This is a genomic window from Streptomyces sp. BBFR25 (genome assembly GCF_044590125.1).
GTDB lineage: Bacteria > Actinomycetota > Actinomycetes > Streptomycetales > Streptomycetaceae > Streptomyces > Streptomyces canus_D.
In genome coordinates this window covers 6,062,017-6,079,192 of the sequence record NZ_CP172447.1, presented here as the reverse complement: position 1 = coordinate 6,079,192, position 17,176 = coordinate 6,062,017, and the positions used below count along the sequence as shown (strand labels likewise).

At 72.3% G+C, this 17,176-nt stretch carries 16 protein-coding genes; 9 read left to right on the top strand and 7 right to left on the bottom strand.

Annotation, left to right across the window (positions count from 1 at the left end):
• Nucleotides 1-9: 9 nt before the first annotated feature.
• Nucleotides 10-714: a glycerophosphodiester phosphodiesterase gene (locus ACGH52_RS27885; protein ID WP_399943248.1), complete on the top strand. Its 705-nt coding sequence runs from the start codon at nucleotides 10-12 to the stop codon at nucleotides 712-714.
• A 157-nt stretch (nucleotides 715-871) separates the two neighbouring features.
• Nucleotides 872-2,032, top strand: coding sequence for a serine hydrolase (locus ACGH52_RS27880; RefSeq protein WP_121702603.1), 1,161 nt, complete (start codon nucleotides 872-874; stop codon nucleotides 2,030-2,032).
• A gap of 6 nt (nucleotides 2,033-2,038) precedes the next feature.
• Here ACGH52_RS27880 and ACGH52_RS27875 read toward each other — a convergent pair whose 3' ends face one another.
• The 3 genes from ACGH52_RS27875 to ACGH52_RS27865 form a co-directional block, all read right to left on the bottom strand.
• Nucleotides 2,039-2,584, bottom strand: coding sequence for an HXXEE domain-containing protein (locus ACGH52_RS27875; protein WP_121702588.1), 546 nt, complete (start codon nucleotides 2,582-2,584; stop codon nucleotides 2,039-2,041).
• 12 nt (nucleotides 2,585-2,596) lie between these two features.
• Complete coding sequence (locus ACGH52_RS27870) at nucleotides 2,597-3,796, bottom strand: spermidine/putrescine ABC transporter substrate-binding protein (RefSeq protein ID WP_399943245.1); 1,200 nt, start codon at nucleotides 3,794-3,796, stop codon at nucleotides 2,597-2,599.
• A 158-nt stretch (nucleotides 3,797-3,954) separates the two neighbouring features.
• Nucleotides 3,955-5,394 carry a gamma-aminobutyraldehyde dehydrogenase gene (locus ACGH52_RS27865; RefSeq protein ID WP_076976535.1) on the bottom strand — a complete coding sequence of 480 codons (1,440 nt, stop codon included), beginning with the start codon at nucleotides 5,392-5,394 and terminating at the stop codon, nucleotides 3,955-3,957.
• A gap of 164 nt (nucleotides 5,395-5,558) precedes the next feature.
• Between ACGH52_RS27865 and ACGH52_RS27860 the strand changes: the two genes are divergently transcribed.
• The 7 genes from ACGH52_RS27860 to ACGH52_RS27830 all read left to right on the top strand — a co-directional run bounded on the left by ACGH52_RS27860 (nucleotide 5,559) and on the right by ACGH52_RS27830 (nucleotide 12,463).
• Nucleotides 5,559-6,074: an Lrp/AsnC family transcriptional regulator gene (locus ACGH52_RS27860; protein WP_052838356.1), complete on the top strand. Its 516-nt coding sequence runs from the start codon at nucleotides 5,559-5,561 to the stop codon at nucleotides 6,072-6,074.
• Between the two features lie 2 nt (nucleotides 6,075-6,076).
• Nucleotides 6,077-7,450, top strand: coding sequence for an aspartate aminotransferase family protein (locus ACGH52_RS27855; RefSeq protein WP_059300835.1), 1,374 nt, complete (start codon nucleotides 6,077-6,079; stop codon nucleotides 7,448-7,450).
• Nucleotides 7,451-7,652: 202 nt separating this feature from the next.
• Entirely contained in the window at nucleotides 7,653-8,429 is a 777-nt protein-coding gene (locus tag ACGH52_RS27850; protein ID WP_076976533.1) for an ABC transporter ATP-binding protein, read from the top strand.
• Entirely contained in the window at nucleotides 8,411-9,868 is a 1,458-nt protein-coding gene (locus ACGH52_RS27845) for a hypothetical protein (RefSeq protein ID WP_399943239.1), read from the top strand. The genes ACGH52_RS27850 and ACGH52_RS27845 overlap by 19 nt, the downstream gene beginning before the upstream one ends.
• A gap of 128 nt (nucleotides 9,869-9,996) precedes the next feature.
• Complete coding sequence (locus ACGH52_RS27840; protein ID WP_076976531.1) at nucleotides 9,997-10,404, top strand: VOC family protein; 408 nt, start codon at nucleotides 9,997-9,999, stop codon at nucleotides 10,402-10,404.
• 79 nt (nucleotides 10,405-10,483) lie between these two features.
• Nucleotides 10,484-11,602: an LOG family protein gene (locus ACGH52_RS27835; RefSeq protein WP_210974501.1), complete on the top strand. Its 1,119-nt coding sequence runs from the start codon at nucleotides 10,484-10,486 to the stop codon at nucleotides 11,600-11,602.
• 156 nt (nucleotides 11,603-11,758) lie between these two features.
• Nucleotides 11,759-12,463 (top strand): LAETG motif-containing sortase-dependent surface protein, encoded by a 705-nt coding sequence (locus ACGH52_RS27830; protein WP_210974462.1) that lies wholly within the window; start codon nucleotides 11,759-11,761, stop codon nucleotides 12,461-12,463.
• 69 nt (nucleotides 12,464-12,532) lie between these two features.
• Here the strand turns inward: ACGH52_RS27830 and ACGH52_RS27825 are convergent, their stop codons facing one another.
• From ACGH52_RS27825 to ACGH52_RS27810, 4 genes are read right to left on the bottom strand one after another with little or no spacing between them, the layout of a single operon-like run.
• Nucleotides 12,533-13,333: a maleylpyruvate isomerase family mycothiol-dependent enzyme gene (locus ACGH52_RS27825; RefSeq protein ID WP_210974461.1), complete on the bottom strand. Its 801-nt coding sequence runs from the start codon at nucleotides 13,331-13,333 to the stop codon at nucleotides 12,533-12,535.
• Between the two features lie 41 nt (nucleotides 13,334-13,374).
• Nucleotides 13,375-14,403: an ABC transporter ATP-binding protein gene (locus tag ACGH52_RS27820; RefSeq protein WP_210974460.1), complete on the bottom strand. Its 1,029-nt coding sequence runs from the start codon at nucleotides 14,401-14,403 to the stop codon at nucleotides 13,375-13,377.
• A gap of 2 nt (nucleotides 14,404-14,405) precedes the next feature.
• Nucleotides 14,406-16,088, bottom strand: coding sequence for an iron ABC transporter permease (locus ACGH52_RS27815; protein WP_210974459.1), 1,683 nt, complete (start codon nucleotides 16,086-16,088; stop codon nucleotides 14,406-14,408).
• Nucleotides 16,064-17,149: a thiamine ABC transporter substrate binding subunit gene (locus ACGH52_RS27810; RefSeq protein ID WP_059300827.1), complete on the bottom strand. Its 1,086-nt coding sequence runs from the start codon at nucleotides 17,147-17,149 to the stop codon at nucleotides 16,064-16,066. Before ACGH52_RS27810 ends, ACGH52_RS27815 begins: the two co-directional genes overlap by 25 nt.
• Nucleotides 17,150-17,176: the final 27 nt, after the last annotated feature.

Here is a 17,176-nt window from a genome sequence, read left to right as displayed (position 1 = left end):
CCGCCCACCATGGACACCCCGCGCTCCCTGACCGCCGTCGCCCACCGCGGTGACCCCTACCGGCACCGCGAGAACACGGTCGCCTCGCTGCGTTCCGCCCTGGACCGCGGCGCGGACGCGGTCGAGACCGACGTACGCCTCACCCGGGACGGCGTGCCGGTGCTGCTGCACGACGAGACGCTGAAGCGGCTGTGGCAGCACGACCGGCCGCTGCGCTCCCTGTCGGCCGAGGAGGTGCGCGGGCTGACGGCGGGCCGGGTGCCGACGCTCGCCGAGGCGCTGGCGGCGACCGACGGGCGGCTGATGCTGGACCTGCCGGGCGGGCCGGACGCGCGGGCGGTGCGGCGCATCGTGGACGTGGTGGGCGAGTGCGGGGCGCGGGACCGGGTCTACTACACCGCGGGTGCCGCCGCCATGCTCGCCGTGCGGGCCGCCGACCCCGCCGCCGAGATCGCCATGACCTGGACCACGGCCGCCCCGCCCCGGCCGGCGCTGCTGGCGGCGGTGCGGCCGCGGTGGCTCAACTACCGGTTCGGGCTGGTGGACCGGGCCCTGGCCGAGCGCGTCCACCGCGACGGCTTCCTGCTGTCCGTCTGGACCCCCGACACCCGCCGCACCATGCGCCGACTGCGCGCCCTGGGCGTCGACTCGATCACCACCAACCGCATCGACGTGCTGTGCGCGCTGCGCGACCGGGCGCCGCACCACCCGTAAGGGCGACCCCGGACAACTCCCGCGTTCTGTAAGGGGGTTCCCCGGGGTCCGGTCGGGGGTCCGCGCCCTCCTCGCCGACGATACGGCGTGCCCGGCGGCGCGACGAGGATGATCGACGACCGCCCCGCCCCGGAACCTGGAGTCGTCGATGCTGTCGATGCGCGCCCGCACCCCCTCCGTCCTCGCCGCTTCCCTCGTGCTCGCGCTGTCCGCCGGGCCGCTGGCGGCCCCCGCGTTCGCCTCGCCGCCCGCCGCGGCCGCCGTCACCCACCGGTCGGACGGACCGGACACGGACGCGCTGCGCGCCGCCCTCGCCATGGTGCCGGGCGAACACGCCACGGCCGCCCTCGTGCGGGTCGGCGGCACGGACTTCGGCTGGCGCGGCAGCGCGGGCGTGCGCGACCTGGCCGGTGACCGGCCGGCCCGCCCCGACGCCCGCTTCCGGGCCGGTTCGATCACCAAGGTCGTCACCGCCGCCACCGTCCTGCGGCTCGCGGCCCAGGACGAGATCGACCTGGACGCTCCGGTGCAGGGCTATCTCCCCGACCTGTTCACGGCGGAGTTCGAGCAGCCGATCAGCGTGCGCCACCTGCTGAACCACACCAGCGGCATCAAGCCGGGCGACGGTCTCGGTGAGGACTTCGCGGAGGTGTACGCGCACCGTTTCGAGACCCTCACCCCGCAGCGGGTCGCGGCGTCGGCGATCGCCAAGGGACCGGAGGACTTCACTCCGGGGACGCGGCAGCAGTACCTGAACATCAACTACACGATCCTCGGCCTGCTGATCGAGAAGGTGACGGGGTACTCGTACGCCTCGGAGGCCACGCGCCTGGTCCTGCGCCCGGCCGGCCTGCACCACACGTACTTCCCCGGCACCGACCCCCGTATCCGGGGCCCGCACAACCGGGGCTACCAGGCGGTGGAGCAGCCGGACGGCACGACGGAACTCCTCGACGTGACCGAGTGGAACCAGGCGGACCGCTGGGCGGCGGGCGACATGATCTCCACCACCGCCGACCTGGAGAAGCTGCTCACGAAGCTGTTCCGGGGAAGGATCGTGCCGCAGCCCGAGCTGGAGGAGATGTTCACGACCCCGGCCGGAGTTCCGGGCGCGAACCGCAGCGCCGGCCTGGAGCGCCAGGAGGTCGACGGCCGGATCTACTGGGGCAAGTCCGGCTCCCGCTACGGCTACAGCGCCCTCATCGGCGGCACCCGCAACCTGAGCCGTACCCTCGTCTACTCGGTCAACTCCACGGACGCCAAGAGCGCGGGCCCGAACCCGGTCCTCGACCGGATCACCATGGCCGCGCTGAAGTAGCCCCCGTCAGGCGCGGCGCCCCGTCAGCCGACGCGCCACCACATGCGCCGCGGCCGTCGCCGCCCCCGCGCAGCCCAGCCCCACGGCGAGGTCGCGCGGGCGGGTGGCGCGCAGGACACCGGCGCGGCGCAGCCGGTGGCGGGCCCAGAGGGTGAAGGGGATCACGATCAGCGGCGAGGTGACCGACCCGGGCGTGTAGCCGCGCACCAGGCCCGCCTGCGCGAGGTGGACGAGGCCGTGCAGGCCGAAGGCGCCCAGCGCGCTCTGGTAGGCGGCCGAGCGGCCGCCGGTCAGCCGTCCCGCGACGGACGCGGAGGCCACGACCGCGGCCATCGCGCCGACCGCCACCGCGAACTCCCGACCGTCCACCGACCCGGCCCGCCGCCACACGGACTCCGGGACGGCCGGGTACCGCTCGCGCAGGGCCGGGAGGTTGCGCCGCCACCAGCCCGGCACGGTCGCCAGCTCTTCGAGGTCGTGCAGGGCCCAGGCGGCCAGCAGTCCCAGCGTGACCGCGCCCTCGACTCCTTCATCACCTGATGAATTCTTCACATGATCAGTCTGCTACACGCCGACGATCCCGTTCCACCGCTTCGCGAATTCCGTGCGCTGTCCCGCCGGGATGTCCCGCGCGATGGCGAGCCGTTCCCGCATCCGCGCGTCCGGGAAGATCAGCGGGTCCTCGGCCAGGGCGGCGGTCTCCTCGTCGTCGGAGGAGGCGAGCACGTCCTGGGCGGCGGGGACCGGGCAGACGTAGTTGACCCAGGCGGCCAGCTCGGCGGCGACCTCGGGCCGGTAGTAGAAGTCGATCAGCCGCTCGGCGTTGGCCTTGTGGCGGGCCAGGTTGGGGATCATCAGGGACTCGGCCCACAGCTCGGCGCCCTCCTCCGGGACGACGAACTCGATGTCCGGGTCGTCCGCCTGGAGCTGGATCACGTCGCCGGAGTAGGCCTGGCAGGCGAGGACGTCGCCGCTGGAGAGGTCCTTGATGTAGTCGTTGCCGGTGAAGCGGCGGATCTGCCCCTTGACGACCTGCTTCTCCACCTGGTCGCAGATCCGGTGGAAGTCGTCCGTCTTCCAGTCGGTGATGTCCACGCCGTTGCCCTGCATCAGCAGCGCGAAGGCCTCGTCCATGCCCGACAGCAGGGTGACGCGGCCCTTGAGGTCGGCCGCCCACAGGTCGGACACGTGCCGGATCTCCCGGCCGAGCCTGCGGCGGTTGTACGCGATCCCGGTGATGCCCGACTGCCAGGGCACGGTGAACTTCCGGCCGGGGTCGAAGGCGGGCGAACGCAGCAGCGGGTCCAGGTACTCGGTGACGTTCGGCTGTCGGGAGCGGTCCATCTCCTGCACCCAGCCGAGCCGCACGAACCGACCGCACATCCAGTCACTGATGACGATCAGGTCGCGGTCGGTGGGCTGGTGGTTCATCAGGGACGGGCTGACCTTGCCGAAGAACTCGTCGTTGTCGTTGATCTCCTCGATGTAGTCGACGGAGATGCCCGTCTCCTCCTCGAAGGCCTCCAGCGTGGGCCGCCGGCCGGGGTGCTCGTCGTCGGTGTCGATGTACAGCGGCCAGTTGGCCCAGGTCAGCCGCCGTTCACCGGCGGACCGGTCGGTCGCGGCCCGGTCGCCCGGCGCGACGTAGGCGGCGGGCACACCGCAGCCGGCCAGGGTGCCGAGCGCACCGAGCACGGCGGAACCGCCCAGGCCGCGCAGCAGGGTCCGACGGGAGAGCGGGGGCGTCTTCGGGAGCAGGGGCATGGCACGAGGATCCCGCCCCCCGCCCACCGGAACAATCGACGCTGCGTCGAGCGGGTCCGGCCAGGCCCGACACCCTGTCGACCGGGGCGAGTTCACGGTCCACGCGGTGCGGCCCCGAACGGCGGTTGCCGTCCGGGGCCGCACACGAGCCGGTGGCGTCAGGCGTCCAGCGACGTCATCACGTGCTTGATCCGCGTGTAGTCGTCGAAGCCGTAGCCCGACAGGTCCTTGCCGTAGCCGGACTTCTTGAAGCCGCCGTGCGGCATCTCGGCGACCAGCGGGATGTGGGTGTTGATCCACACGCAGCCGAAGTCCAGCCGCTTGGACATCCGCATCGCGCGGCCGTGGTCCTTGGTCCACACCGAGGAGGCCAGCGCGTACTCCACGCCGTTGGCCCACTCGACGGCCTGGTCCTCGTCGCGGAAGGCCTGGACGGTGATGACCGGGCCGAAGACCTCCTGCTGGATGATCTCGTCGTCCTGCTTGAGGCCGGAGACGACGGTCGGGGCGTAGAAGTAGCCCTTGTCGCCGACCCGGTGGCCGCCCGCCTCGACCTTGGCGTGCGCGGGCAGCCGCTCGATGAACCCGGAGACCTGCTTGAGCTGGTTGGGGTTGTTGAGCGGGCCGTAGAGCACGTCCTCGTCGTCCGGCTGCCCGGTCTTGATCTCGGACGCGGCCTTGGCGAGCGCGCTCACGAACTCGTCGTGGACCGACTCGTGGACCAGCACGCGGGTGGCCGCCGTACAGTCCTGCCCGGCGTTGAAGTAGCCCGCCTCGGAGATGCCCTCGACGGCCTTGGGGATGTCGGTGTCCTCGAAGACGACGACCGGGGCCTTGCCGCCCAACTCCAGGTGGACCCGCTTGAGGTCCTTGGAGGCCGACTCGGCGACCGACATGCCGGCCCGCACGGAGCCGGTGATGGACGCCATCGCCGGGGTCTCGTGCTCGACCATCAGGCGGCCGGTGTCGCGGTCGCCGCAGACGACGTTGAAGACGCCCTTGGGCACGATCGAGCCGATGATGTCGGCCATCAGGGCTGTGGAGGCGGGGGTGGTGTCCGAGGGCTTGAGGACGACCGTGTTGCCCGCGGCGAGCGCCGGGGCGAACTTCCACACGGCCATCATCATCGGGTAGTTCCACGGCGCGACCTGCGCGCAGACACCGATCGGCTCGCGGCGCACGAAGGAGGTCAGACCCTCCATGTACTCGCCGGCGCCGCGGCCTTCGAGCATCCGCGCCGCGCCCGCGAAGAAGCGGATCTGGTCGACCATCGGCGGGATCTCCTCGGAGCGGGTCAGCCCGATCGGCTTGCCCGTGTTCTCCACCTCGGCCGCGATCAGTTCCTCGGCCCGCTCCTCGAACGCGTCCGCGATCTTCAGCAGGGCCTTCTGCCGCTCGGCCGGGGTCGTGTCGCGCCAGGCCGGGAAGGCCGCCGCGGCGGCCGCCATGGCGGCGTCGACGTCCGCCTGCCCGGAGAGGGGGGCGGTCGCGTACGCCTCGCCCGTGGCGGGGTTGACCACGTCCGTGGTCCGTCCGTCGGCGGCGTCCCGGAACTCACCGTCGATGTAATTGCGCAGACGACGCAGCTCGGTGCTCACTGCCGGCCCTCCAAGTTCGGTGTCCAGTGACTGAGACACCCACCCTAGACGGAGTCCCGACGTTTTCAACACCCCCACCACCCTCAGGGTTGCGATATCCGCAGATTGAAGCGAGTCAAACAACGAATTTCATCGATCCGGCCTTGCGAAACTGTCGATACGTCGTGCACAGTGAAGCCGTGGCCAGTCGAAGCGCAGACCAGAAGGACTCCCGCGAGTCCAGGAACGGCGGTCCCCAGTTGGACGCCGTCTCCCTCGCCATCATCGAGCAGCTCCAGGAGGACGGCCGCCGGCCGTACGCGGCCATCGGCAAGGCCGTGGGCCTGTCGGAGGCGGCCGTGCGCCAGCGCGTCCAGAAGCTGCTCGACCAGGGCGTGATGCAGATCGTCGCCGTCACGGACCCGCTCACCGTGGGCTTCCGGCGCCAGGCGATGGTCGGCGTCAACGTGGAGGGCGACGTGGAGTCGGTGGCCGAGGCGCTGGCGGCCATGTCCGAGTGCGAGTACGTGGTGATGACCGCGGGCTCCTTCGACCTGATGGTGGAGGTCGTCTGCGAGGACGACGACCACCTCCTGGAGGTCATCAACCGACGCATCCGGGCCGTGCCCGGCGTGCGCTCCACCGAGAGCTTCGTCTACCTCAAGCTCAAGAAGCAGACCTATATGTGGGGAACCCGATAATCGTGAGCACCGACAGCCCCAAGGACCTCAGCCGGACCGCGTACGACCACCTGTGGATGCACTTCACCCGCATGTCGTCGTACGAGAACGCCCCCGTCCCCACCATCGTCCGCGGTGAGGGCACCCACATCTACGACGACAAGGGCAAGCGCTACCTCGACGGCCTCGCCGGTCTGTTCGTGGTCCAGGCCGGACACGGCCGCACGGAGCTGGCCGAGGCCGCCGCCAAGCAGGCGCAGGAGCTGGCCTTCTTCCCGGTGTGGTCCTACGCCCACCCCAAGGCCGTCGAGCTGGCCGAGCGGCTGGCGAACGAGGCCCCCGGCGACCTCAACAAGGTCTTCTTCACCACCGGCGGCGGCGAGGCGGTCGAGACCGCCTGGAAGCTCGCCAAGCAGTACTTCAAGCTGACCGGCAAGCCCACCAAGTACAAGGTGATCTCCCGCGCGGTGGCCTACCACGGCACCCCGCAGGGCGCCCTGTCCATCACCGGCCTGCCCGCCCTGAAGGCCCCCTTCGAGCCGCTGGTCCCCGGCGCGCACAAGGTGCCGAACACCAACATCTACCGCGCCCCGATCCACGGCGACGACCCCGAGGCGTACGGCCGCTGGGCCGCCGACCAGATCGAGCAGCAGATCCTCTTCGAGGGCCCGGACACGGTCGCCGCCGTCTTCCTGGAGCCCGTGCAGAACGCGGGCGGCTGCTTCCCGCCCCCGCCCGGCTACTTCCAGCGGGTCCGCGAGATCTGCGACCAGTACGACGTGCTGCTCGTCTCGGACGAGGTCATCTGCGCCTTCGGCCGCCTCGGCACGACCTTCGCCTGCGACAAGTTCGGCTACGTCCCGGACATGATCACCTGCGCCAAGGGCATGACCTCGGGCTACTCCCCGATCGGCGCCTGCATCATCTCCGACCGCCTGGCCGAGCCGTTCTACAAGGGCGACAACACCTTCCTGCACGGCTACACCTTCGGCGGCCACCCGGTCTCCGCCGCGGTCGGCATCGCCAACCTCGACCTGTTCCAGCGCGAGGGCCTCAACCAGCACGTCCTCGACAACGAGGGCGCCTTCCGCGCCACCCTGGAGAAGCTGCACGACCTGCCGATCGTCGGCGACGTCCGCGGCAACGGCTTCTTCTACGGCATCGAGCTGGTCAAGGACAAGGCCACCAAGGAGTCCTTCAACGAGGAGGAGACCGAGCGGGTCCTGTACGGCTTCCTCTCCAAGAAGCTCTTCGAGAACGGCCTGTACTGCCGTGCCGACGACCGCGGCGACCCGGTCATCCAGCTCGCCCCGCCGCTGATCTCCAACCAGGAGACCTTCGACGAGATCGAGCAGATCCTGCGCGCCACGCTGACGGAGGCGTGGACGAAGCTCTGATCGTCCCGATCATCCGCTGAGGCGATCATCACCGGCCCCGGTGCGGTCCGTTCGAGTGAGAACGGCGGCCCGGGGCCGCGTGCTGTCCGGCTTCCTCCGCGGCGACTCCTTACGGTGCCCAGTGACCGATCGGCCCCGCCTTCGTTCCCCCGGAAGGGGGACAGGACCGGGGAAATACGGATCAGAACCGAGGTGTACGCCCATGGAGGCCCCGCCGGACAACGACGTGCTCTGGGCCCGTGCCCTGCACTTCCAGCACCACGACGGCTCCCCCGCGCTGCAAGGCGTGTCGCTCGGCGTGCGCGAGGGCGAGATCCTCGCCGTGAGCGGCCCGCGCGGCAGCGGCAAGACCACGCTGCTGCGGTGTCTGTCCGGGCTGGTCAAGCCGCAGGACGGCGAGGTCTGGTTCAACAGCGTGCCGGTGCACACCATGGGCCCGCTCGGCCGCGAGCGGCTGCGCCGCGACCGCTTCGGCTGGATCGACCCCGCCCCGGCGCTCGTGCCGGAGCTGAACGCCTGGGAGAACGCCGCGCTCCCCCTCATGCTGCGCGGCACCGGCCGGCGCCGGGCCAAGACCGCCGCCCTGGAGTGGCTGGACCGCCTCGACGTCGGCGACAAGGCACGCAGGCGCCCGCACGAACTGCAACAGGCCGAGCGGCAGCGCGTCTGCATCGCCCGCGCCCTCGCCGTCGCCCCGGCGGTCCTCTTCGCCGACGAGCCGACGGCCCCCCTGCACCGCGCGGACCGCGCCCAGGTCCTGCGGACGCTCACCACGGCGGCCCGCTCGCACGGCATCACCGTCCTGCTCGCCACGCACGACGCGCAGACCGCCGCCCTGGCGGACCGCTCGGTGGCGCTCCTGGACGGACGGCGGGTCCGGACCGTGCACCTACCGCCGCTCGCCGAGACCACGGTGGCCACGGGCGCCGCCGGGACTCCCGGAACGGAAGGCCGGGCGGCGTGCTCGCTCTCCGCCTGACCCGCACCGCCCACCTCGCCGTCCACCTGCGCCGCCTGCTGGTCGCGGTGGCCTCGGCGGGCACGGGCTTCCTGCTGCTGTGCGCCCTCGGCCACGCGCTGAGCCATCCCGACGCGCCCGGCTCCTCCGCCCTCCGCCTGGCCTGGTGCGCCGCGCCGCTGGCCGCCGCGGTGTACCTCGCGGTCGCCGTGGCCCGCACCGACCCCGGGACCCGGCCCCGCTCGGGGCTGTCGGCGATCGGTCTGGGGCCGGCCCGGCTGATGGCCGTCTCGGCGACGACCACGGCCCTGTCCGCGGCCCTCGGTTCGGTGGCGGCCCTGCTCGCCTTCCTGTATCTGCGCGGCAGCCTGACCGGCCGCCCGCCCTCCGACCGCGTCGCGGCCGACGCCCTGGCCGTCGGCCAGTCCCTCCCCGCCCCGGCCGTCCTGACCCTGCTGGTCCTCGCACCGGCCCTCGCCTCGGCGGCGGTGGCCCACACGCTGCGCCCCCGCGATCCCCGGCCCGCCGCGGCCCCCGCACCCCGCGGTTACGGCCGCTTCGGCGCGTACGGCTGGGGCAAGGCCCGCGAAACCTTCGGCGCCTACGGCCGCTACGGCTCCCGGACAGCTGTAGCCGCGGGCAGTCGTGCCGCCGCCGCTGTCCCTGCGGGCAGTCGTGCCGCTGGGGCGATGGGGGTCCCCCCGCTCGAGCGAAGCCGAGAGTGGGGGAGGGTGGGCGCAGGCGGCGCCCTGCAAACGCAGGCGAGTGATCCCCACCCCCCAGCCGGGACGGACGTCACCACTCAGACGCTGGACGCCACTCCCCCGCCCCCGGCGGACACCTCCCCCGACACCACGACCCCCCGCCCCCAGAACACCACCGCCCTCCCCTGGGGCATCGCCATCCTCACCGCAGGCCTCACCGTCGAGACCTACACCGGCAACGCGGCCGGCGCCCCCACCCCCGGCACCGCCCCCTCCGCCGGCGTCCTGATCGGCTGGGCCCTCACCGCCCTGGGCCTCGCGCTCGCCGGCCCCGGCCTCACCCACCTGTGCGGCCGCCTGCTCCAGGCCGCCCGGCCCGGCGCCCTGCGCCTCCTGGCCGGCCGCGTCCTCATGGAGGAGTCGCAACGCGTCGGCCGCCCACTCGGCGTCGTGGCCGCAGTCGCCGCCGCGGCCTACGTGACCACGACCGTGTACGACGGGGACGGCCCCGCCTTCGGCCCGCTCAGCACCCTGGGCGCCCTCCTCGTCGCGGGCTGCACGGTGGCCACCCTGCTCACCGCGGCCGTCGAGGCCCGGCACGCCCGTGCCGACACCAAGGACGCCCTGCTGCGCCTCGGCGCGCCCCCGGCGACCCTGCGCGCGGCCGCCGCCGTACGCGCCGCCGCCCTGCTCGCCCTGTTCGGTCCGCTGGTCCTGATCGTCGCGGTGCTGGCGGCGCTGCCGCTGGACCACTGACCGGCGGAAACTTTTTCGAGAAAGTCCGCGCACCGGCGATGAGTTCCGGTGCCGTCTCGCGTCTACTCCTTCGAACGGCACGACATACCGACCGCACCACAGCGGCACATCGACGGGAGAGGCCCCCCATGTACCAGCAGATGATCTTCCTGAACCTGGCCACCAACGACCTCGACGCCTCGAAGAAGTTCTTCACCGGGCTCGGGTTCGAGATCAACGCCCAGTTCAGCGACGACACCACCGCCTCGATCCCGCTGAGCGAGACCATCGTCGTGATGGTGCACACGCCGCAGAAGTACCGCGAGTTCACCAAGAAGGAGATCGCGGACTCGACGAAGTCCAGCGAGGTGCTGATCGCGCTGAGCGCCGAGAGCCGCGAGAAGGTCGACGAGCTGGTGGAGAAGGCGGTCGCGGCCGGCGGCTCGGTCTCCGGCGAGACCCAGGACCACGGCTTCATGTACGGCCGGGCCTTCGACGACGTCGACGGCCACACCTTCGAGGTCGTGTGGATGGACCCGGCGGCGGTCCAGGGCTGACCGGGCGCCTGCCTAGCATGGGCGGGTGGATCAGACACCCGCCCAGCGCAAGGCCCGGTCACCGCACGGGTCACCGTCACTGTCACAGTTCCAGTCCCATCACGCCTCCCACGACCGGGAGATCGAGAGCCTCGCCGAGTTCGACCGGGTCGTCTCGGCGCACGGCAGCCTCGCCCACCACCGCGTCCAGGCCGTCGACCTGACGGACCGTACGGACGCCCTGCTCTCGGTCGATTCCTCGGGCGCCGTCTTCCTCGGCTGCCCGATGGACCCCGGCGCCGCCGCCAGGGTGCGCGCCGCCGGAGCCCTGGTCTTCCCACCGATACCGGGCCTCCCCTTCGACCCCTACCGGGGGCGGGTCTACTCCCCCGACGAGCTGTACGCCGGCCTCGGCGAGGGGTACGGGGCGACACCGGACGCCCTGGCCTACGACTGGTTCCAGCAGACCAAGGCGGACGGGGACGTCTTCGCCTCCATGCTGCGCGCCGTGCACGACGACGCCGTCTCGGACGCGCTGGACGAACTCGTCGCGGGCAGCCGGGTGGTGGGCGTCATGGGCGGCCACGCCATGGCCCGCGGCACCGCGGAGTACGCGGGCGCCGCACGCCTGGGCCGAGAACTGGCCCGTGCCGGTCTCACGGTGGCCACGGGCGGCGGTCCGGGCGCGATGGAGGCGGCGAACCTCGGCGCTTACGCCGCCCCGTTCGACGACGGGATGCTGGACGACGCCCTGATGCTGCTCGCCAAGGTCCCCTCGTTCACGCGGTCGATCGCCGACTGGGCCCGGTCCGCCTTCGAGGTGCGCGAGCGCTGGCCCGGGGGCGGCGACTCGATCGGCATCCCGACCTGGTTCTACGGCCACGAGCCGCCCAACGCCTTCGCCGCGCACATCGCCAAGTACTTCGCCAACGCCACGCGCGAGGACGGCCTGCTGGCCCGCTCCACCGCGGGCGTGGTGTTCCTGCCGGGTGCGGCCGGCACCCTCCAGGAGATCTTCGACAACGCGACGCCGAACTACTACGAGTCGCGCGGCGAGCCCACGCCGATGGTGCTCGTCGACCGGGAGCACTGGACCCGCACGCTGCCGGCGTGGCCGCTGCTGCAGTCGCTCGCGAAGGGGCGGGCGATGGAGTCCCGCATCACGCTGGTTGGCCGGATCGAGGAGGCTCCCGAGGCGCTGAAACGTGTCGGCGGTTAATAAGACGGCAAAGTCAACGGCCGGAGCGGGCATATGCGTTGACACTTCTTACGCCCCGCTTATAGACCAGTGAGGCTCATGGGTGTGCTGATGCCGCGTCATCGAGCGTCGGCACCCTCTTCACCCCCCGCATCCGCGCTCCCGTAAAGGACAAACGTGGCAGTCCTGTCCATAATCAGCCGCACGGCGTCACGCCGTAGCGTCCGCGCCCTCGGCGTCGTCGCCGCCTCCGCGGCCCTGGCGCTGAGCGCCTCCGGCAACGCTCTCGCCTGCAACATCAACGAGTTCTCCGCCGAAGCCAAGTGCGACGGGGACAACGGTGTCATCACCGTCACCGACGTGGACCCGGCCGGTATCCCGGCCACCGTCACCGTCTCCCTGAAGAGCACCGGCGAGCAGGTCGGCCAGGAGACGGTCAAGGGCTCCAAGGAGGGCACCACGGTCTCCTTCGCCGTGGACTGGAAGCCGAACACCGAGTACCGCGTCCACGTCAAGGCCGACAAGTACGTCGACGAGTTCATCGAGCCGGACGTCACGACCCCGTCGACCCCCTGCAAGACCGAGGAGCCGTCCCCGACCCCGTCGGAGAGCTCCTCGACCCCGTCCGACGAGACGGAGTCCCCGGCTCCCGAGCCGTCCACGTCGGCCCCCGCGCCGTCACAGCCGGAGAGCAGCACCGCCCCGGCGGCCGTGCCGAACGACAACGCCCCGTCCCCGGCGGCCGGTGACTCCAACCTCGCCGAGACCGGTGCCAACTCCAACACCGGCATGATCGCCGGTATCGCGGCGGCCCTGGTCGTCGTCGGTGGCGGCGCCGTCTTCTTCGGCCTGCGCCGTCGCGGAGCGAACAGCAACAGCTGACAACCGCTCCTGCGCGCAGATGCGTTCACCGCGGTGGCCCGTCCCGGTCCGGGGCGGGCCACCGTCGTGTCAGCCGAACGTCGCCTTCTCCAGCCAGAGTTCCAGCAGCCCGCGGTCACCGAGCACGTCGAGCCCCGGGGCGTCCAGCGGCAGTCGGCCGTAGAAGGCCAGCAGCACGTCCGTGAGCGGGCCGCGCAGCGCCACCGTCGCCTTCTCGTGCCCGCGGCGCCAGACGATGCCGTCGTCGGGCAGTTCGACGATCCACTCGGCGTTCAACTCGGCCGGAGCGTCCGTCGCATGCAGGTGGAGGCTGCTGCCGGGGGCCCGCAGTTCGTTCGCCGCCGCACCGGGCAGGGCCCGCTGCACGAACCGTACGATGTCCAGCCACTCGTCGATCGCGTCGGCCGCCACCTCGGGCGCGACCGCCCGGTGGGGCAGGCCCGCCGCCAGGGCCGCGTCCGCGCCGTGGACGACGAGTTCGTGGGACATCCGCCGCGCCCAGAACCCGGCCGTGTCGACGCCGGCCCACGACCACGCGGGCGAGGCCGGACCGGCCTCCCGCAGGGCGCCGACGACGACCTCGCCGGACTCCGCCAGCCACGCGTCCAGCGCCACCGCGTCCCCGCTCGCCGCGGGTCCCTCGGCACCCGGCGCCCGGTCCACCGGTACGTCCTGCTCGGCGCGGGTGCCGACGATCAGCGCCGTCCAGCGCAGGGCCCGGCCCACGTGCCGCACCAGGTCCTCCAGGGTCCAGTCCGGGCAGGTCGGCACGGTGGCGGTCAGATCCGCACCGGAGGTGACCACGGCCCTGAGCCCGCCCACCTGGTGATCGATTTCATCGCAGTACCGGTCGTGCGCGAGGAGTGTCATGCCGTCACCCTATGAACGGAATGATCACCCGGAACACCCGATCAGCCGAGCACGACGACTTCCGCCGCGTCGAACTCCACGCCGACCGCGGCCCCGACCTCCGGCGCCGCCCGCAGCGCGCAGGCCGCCTCCAGGCGCGGCGCGTCCTCCGGCTGGAGGTGCACGGCGACGTGCGTGCCGCGGAAGGTGCGGGCGGTGACCGTGCAGCGCAGGCCCTCGTCGGCGGAGACGACCCGGACCCCGGCCGGCCGCACGAGCACCGTCCGCGGGCCCTGCGGCGCGTCCTCGGGGACCGGCACCTTGCCCCACGGGGTGTCCGCGGCCTGTCCGGCGACGGACGCCTCGGCCACGTTGTCGAAGCCGAGGAAGCGAGCCACGAACGCGTCCGCCGGCCGCTGCCACACCTCCAGGGGCGTCCCCGACTGGGCGATCCGCCCGTCCCGCATCACCACGACCCGGTCGGCGAGCGCGAACGCCTCACTCTGGTCGTGCGTCACGGCGAGCACAGTGGTGCCCAACTTCCCGAACAGCTCACGCAGTTCGACCACGAGCCGCTCCCGCAGCGAGCGGTCCAACTGACCGAGCGGCTCGTCCAGCATCAGCAGCCGGGGCCGGGGCGCGAGGGCCCGGGCCAGCGCCACTCGCTGCTGCTCCCCGCCGGAGAGCGCGGCGACGGACCGGCGGGCGGCGCCCGGCAGTCCGACCAGCTCCAGCAACTCCCCCACCCGCGCCTGCTGCTCGGCCCGGGACGCGCCGCGCATCCGCGGTCCGAAGGCGATGTTCCCGGCCACGTCCCGCTGCGGGAACAGCTGGTGGTCCTGGAACATCAGCCCGACCTCGCGCTTGTGCGCGGGCACCCCGGACTGGTCCCGCCCGTCCAGCGTCACCCGCCCGGCGTCCAGCGGCTGGAGCCCGGCGACCGCCCGCAGCAGCGTCGACTTGCCGCTGCCGCTGGGCCCGAGCACGCACACCACCTCGTGCTCGGCGACCCCCAGGTCGACGTCGTCGAGCACGGGCCGCCCGCCGAAGCGGACGGTCGCTCCTTCGAGGCTCAGCAGGCTGGGCGGCATGGTCAGAACTCCCCGCTCCGGTCGGTCCGCAGCCGCTCCAGCACCACCAGGGCCACCGCGCACACCAGCATCAGAATCGTCGAAAGGGCCATCGCCTGGCCGTAGTTCATGTCCCCGGGCCGCCCCAGCAGCCGCGCCACGGCGACCGGCAGCGTCGGGTTGTCGGGCCGCGCGATGAAGACGGTCGCGCCGAACTCCCCCAGCGACACCGCGAACGCGAACCCGGCCGCGACCAGCAGCGCGCGCCGCACCATCGGCAGGTCCACCTCGCGCCAGACCCGCCACGGCGACGCACCCAGCACCGCGGCCGCCTCCCGCAGCCGCCCGTCCACCGCCCGCAGCACCGGCAGCATGGTCCGTACGACGAAGGGGACGCCCACCAGCGCCTGCGCGAGCGGCACCAGGATCCAGGAGGACCTGAGGTCCAGCGGGGGTTCGTCCAGCGCGATCAGGAACCCGAACCCGACCGTCACGGCCGACACCCCGAGCGGCAGCATCAGCAGCGCGTCGAACCCGCGCACGAAGCGGCCCGCGTCGCGCCGGGTGAGCGCGGTCGCGGCCAGCGCGCCGATCACCAGGGCGATGCCGGTGGCGGCGACGGCGTACTGGAGGGAGTTGCCGATCGACTCGATCGGCGGGACGAGGAAGGCGCCGCCGTCCTCCCGGGTCAGTGCCCGGTAGTAGCCGAAGCCGGAGGCGCCCAGCGACCGCTGGACCAGCACCGCGAGCGGCAGCACCAGCAGGACGGCGATGACGCCCAGGACCCCGGCGAGCAGCGCCCACTGCCCGGCCCCGCGCGGTCGGCGCGCGGTCGTGGCCGCGTCCACGAGCCGTAGCGCCGTCTCGCGCCGCCGCACCGTCCAGGCGTGCACGGCGAGGACGGCGGCGACGGCCGCGAACTGGATCAGGGTGAGCACGGCGGCCGTGGACAGGTCGAAGACCTGGGAGGTCTGGCGGTAGATCTCCACTTCGAGGGTGGAGAAGGCGGGCCCGCCGAGGATCTGCACGACGCCGAAGGAGGTGAAGGTGAACAGGAAGACCATCAGCGCGGCGGCGGCCACGGCGGGCGCCAGCGCGGGCAGCGTGACCTGCCGCCAGGCCCGCAGCCGCGAGGCGCCGAGCATCCGCGCGGCCTCCTCCTGCCGCGGGTCGAGCTGCGCCCACAGGCCGCCGACGGTGCGGACGACGACGGCGTAGTTGAAGAAGACGTGCGCGAGCAGGATCGCCCACACCGTGGTGTCCAGGCGCACACCCCACAGCTCGTCCAGCAGCCCGCCGCGCCCCACCAGCGCCAGGAACGCCGTACCGACGACGACCGTCGGCAGCACGAAGGGCACGGTCACCGCGGCCCGCAGGACCTGCTTGCCGGGGAAGTCGAAGCGGGCGAAGACGTACGCGCCGGGCAGCGCGACCAGCAGGGTGAGCGCGGTGGACGCCAGCGCCTGCCAGGTGGTGAACCACAGCACGTGCCGCACGTCGGACTGCGCGAGCACGTCCCCGATCCGCCCGAGCCGCCAGACCCCGTCGACCTCCAGGCCGCGCGCGACGATGGCGGCGACGGGGTAGGCGAAGAACACCGCGAAGAACGCTACGGGCACGGCCATGAGACCGAGCCGGGCCGCGCTCCCGCGCACGGTCCGCGCCCGCTTGCCTCCTCGGCTCACTTCAGTACGAGCGAGGTCCACGACTTGACCCACTGGTCGCGGTGGTCGGCGATCTTCGCCGGGTCCAGGGTCTGCGGGTCCTTCGCCTGCGGCCCGAACTTCGAGAACACCTCGGGGACCTGCGCGCCCTCCCGCACCGGGTAGACGAACATGTTCAGCGGCATGTCCTCCTGGAAGGTCTTGCCCAGCAGGAAGTCGAGGAGCGCCTTGCCGCCCTCGGGGTTCTTCGCGTTGCTGAGCAGGCCCGCGTACTCGACCTGACGGAAGCAGGTGCCGTCGGCGACGCCCGTGGGAGCGGTGTCCGGCTGCGGGTCGGCGTAGACGACCTCGACGGGCGGGGAGGAGGCGTAGGACACGACGAGCGGGCGGTCGCCCTTGGCCTTCTTGCCGCCGGCCGAGCCGGAGAACTCCTCGTTGTAGGCCTGCTCCCAGCTGTCGACGACCTTGACGCCGTTCGCCTCGAGCTTCTTCCAGTAGCCCTCCCAGCCCTCGTCGCCGTACTGGGCGGCGGTACCGAGCAGGAAGCCGAGGCCCGGCGAGGAGCTGCCCGCGTTCTCGGTGACGAGGAGGTCCTTGTACTCCGGCTTGATCAGGTCGTCGAAGGACTTGGGCGGGGTCAGGCCGTGCTTGGTGAAGTACGCCTTGTCGTAGTTGACGCAGATGTCGCCGCTGTCGACGGGCGTGACCCGGTGCTTGTCCTGGTCCGCGCGGTACTCCGGCCGGACCTGGTCCGAGCCCTTGGCCTCGTACGGCTGGAACAGGCCGTTGTCGAGGGCGCGGGACAGCAGGGTGTTGTCGACGCCGAAGAAGACGTCGCCCTGCGGGTTGTCCTTGGTGAGGATGGCCTTGTTGACGGCCTGCCCGGCGTCGCCGTCCTCCAGGACCTTGACCTTGTAGCCGGACTGCTTCTCGAAGGCGGCGATGACGTCCTTGGACGCGGCCCACGAGTCGTGGCTGACCAGGGTCACGGTCTTGGAGCCGCCGGAGCCCGCGGCGTCGTCGGACGACGATCCGCAGGCGGCCAGCGTGCCGACCATGCCGAGGCCGACGGCCAGGACACTGGCCTTCTTGGTGATGCTCACTGAATTCCTCCTGGGTGACCAGGAGAA

Coding starts and splice junctions, on each gene's coding strand:
- ACGH52_RS27820 (WP_210974460.1), bottom strand. CDS start 14,403: ATGCCGCCCAGCCTGCTGAGCCTCGAAGGAGCGACCGTCCGCTTCGGC.
- ACGH52_RS27870 (WP_399943245.1), bottom strand. CDS start 3,796: ATGCCCCTGCTCCCGAAGACGCCCCCGCTCTCCCGTCGGACCCTGCTG.
- ACGH52_RS27850 (WP_076976533.1), top strand. CDS start 7,653: ATGGAGGCCCCGCCGGACAACGACGTGCTCTGGGCCCGTGCCCTGCAC.
- ACGH52_RS27825 (WP_210974461.1), bottom strand. CDS start 13,333: ATGACACTCCTCGCGCACGACCGGTACTGCGATGAAATCGATCACCAG.
- ACGH52_RS27840 (WP_076976531.1), top strand. CDS start 9,997: ATGTACCAGCAGATGATCTTCCTGAACCTGGCCACCAACGACCTCGAC.
- ACGH52_RS27880 (WP_121702603.1), top strand. CDS start 872: ATGCGCGCCCGCACCCCCTCCGTCCTCGCCGCTTCCCTCGTGCTCGCG.
- ACGH52_RS27885 (WP_399943248.1), top strand. CDS start 10: ATGGACACCCCGCGCTCCCTGACCGCCGTCGCCCACCGCGGTGACCCC.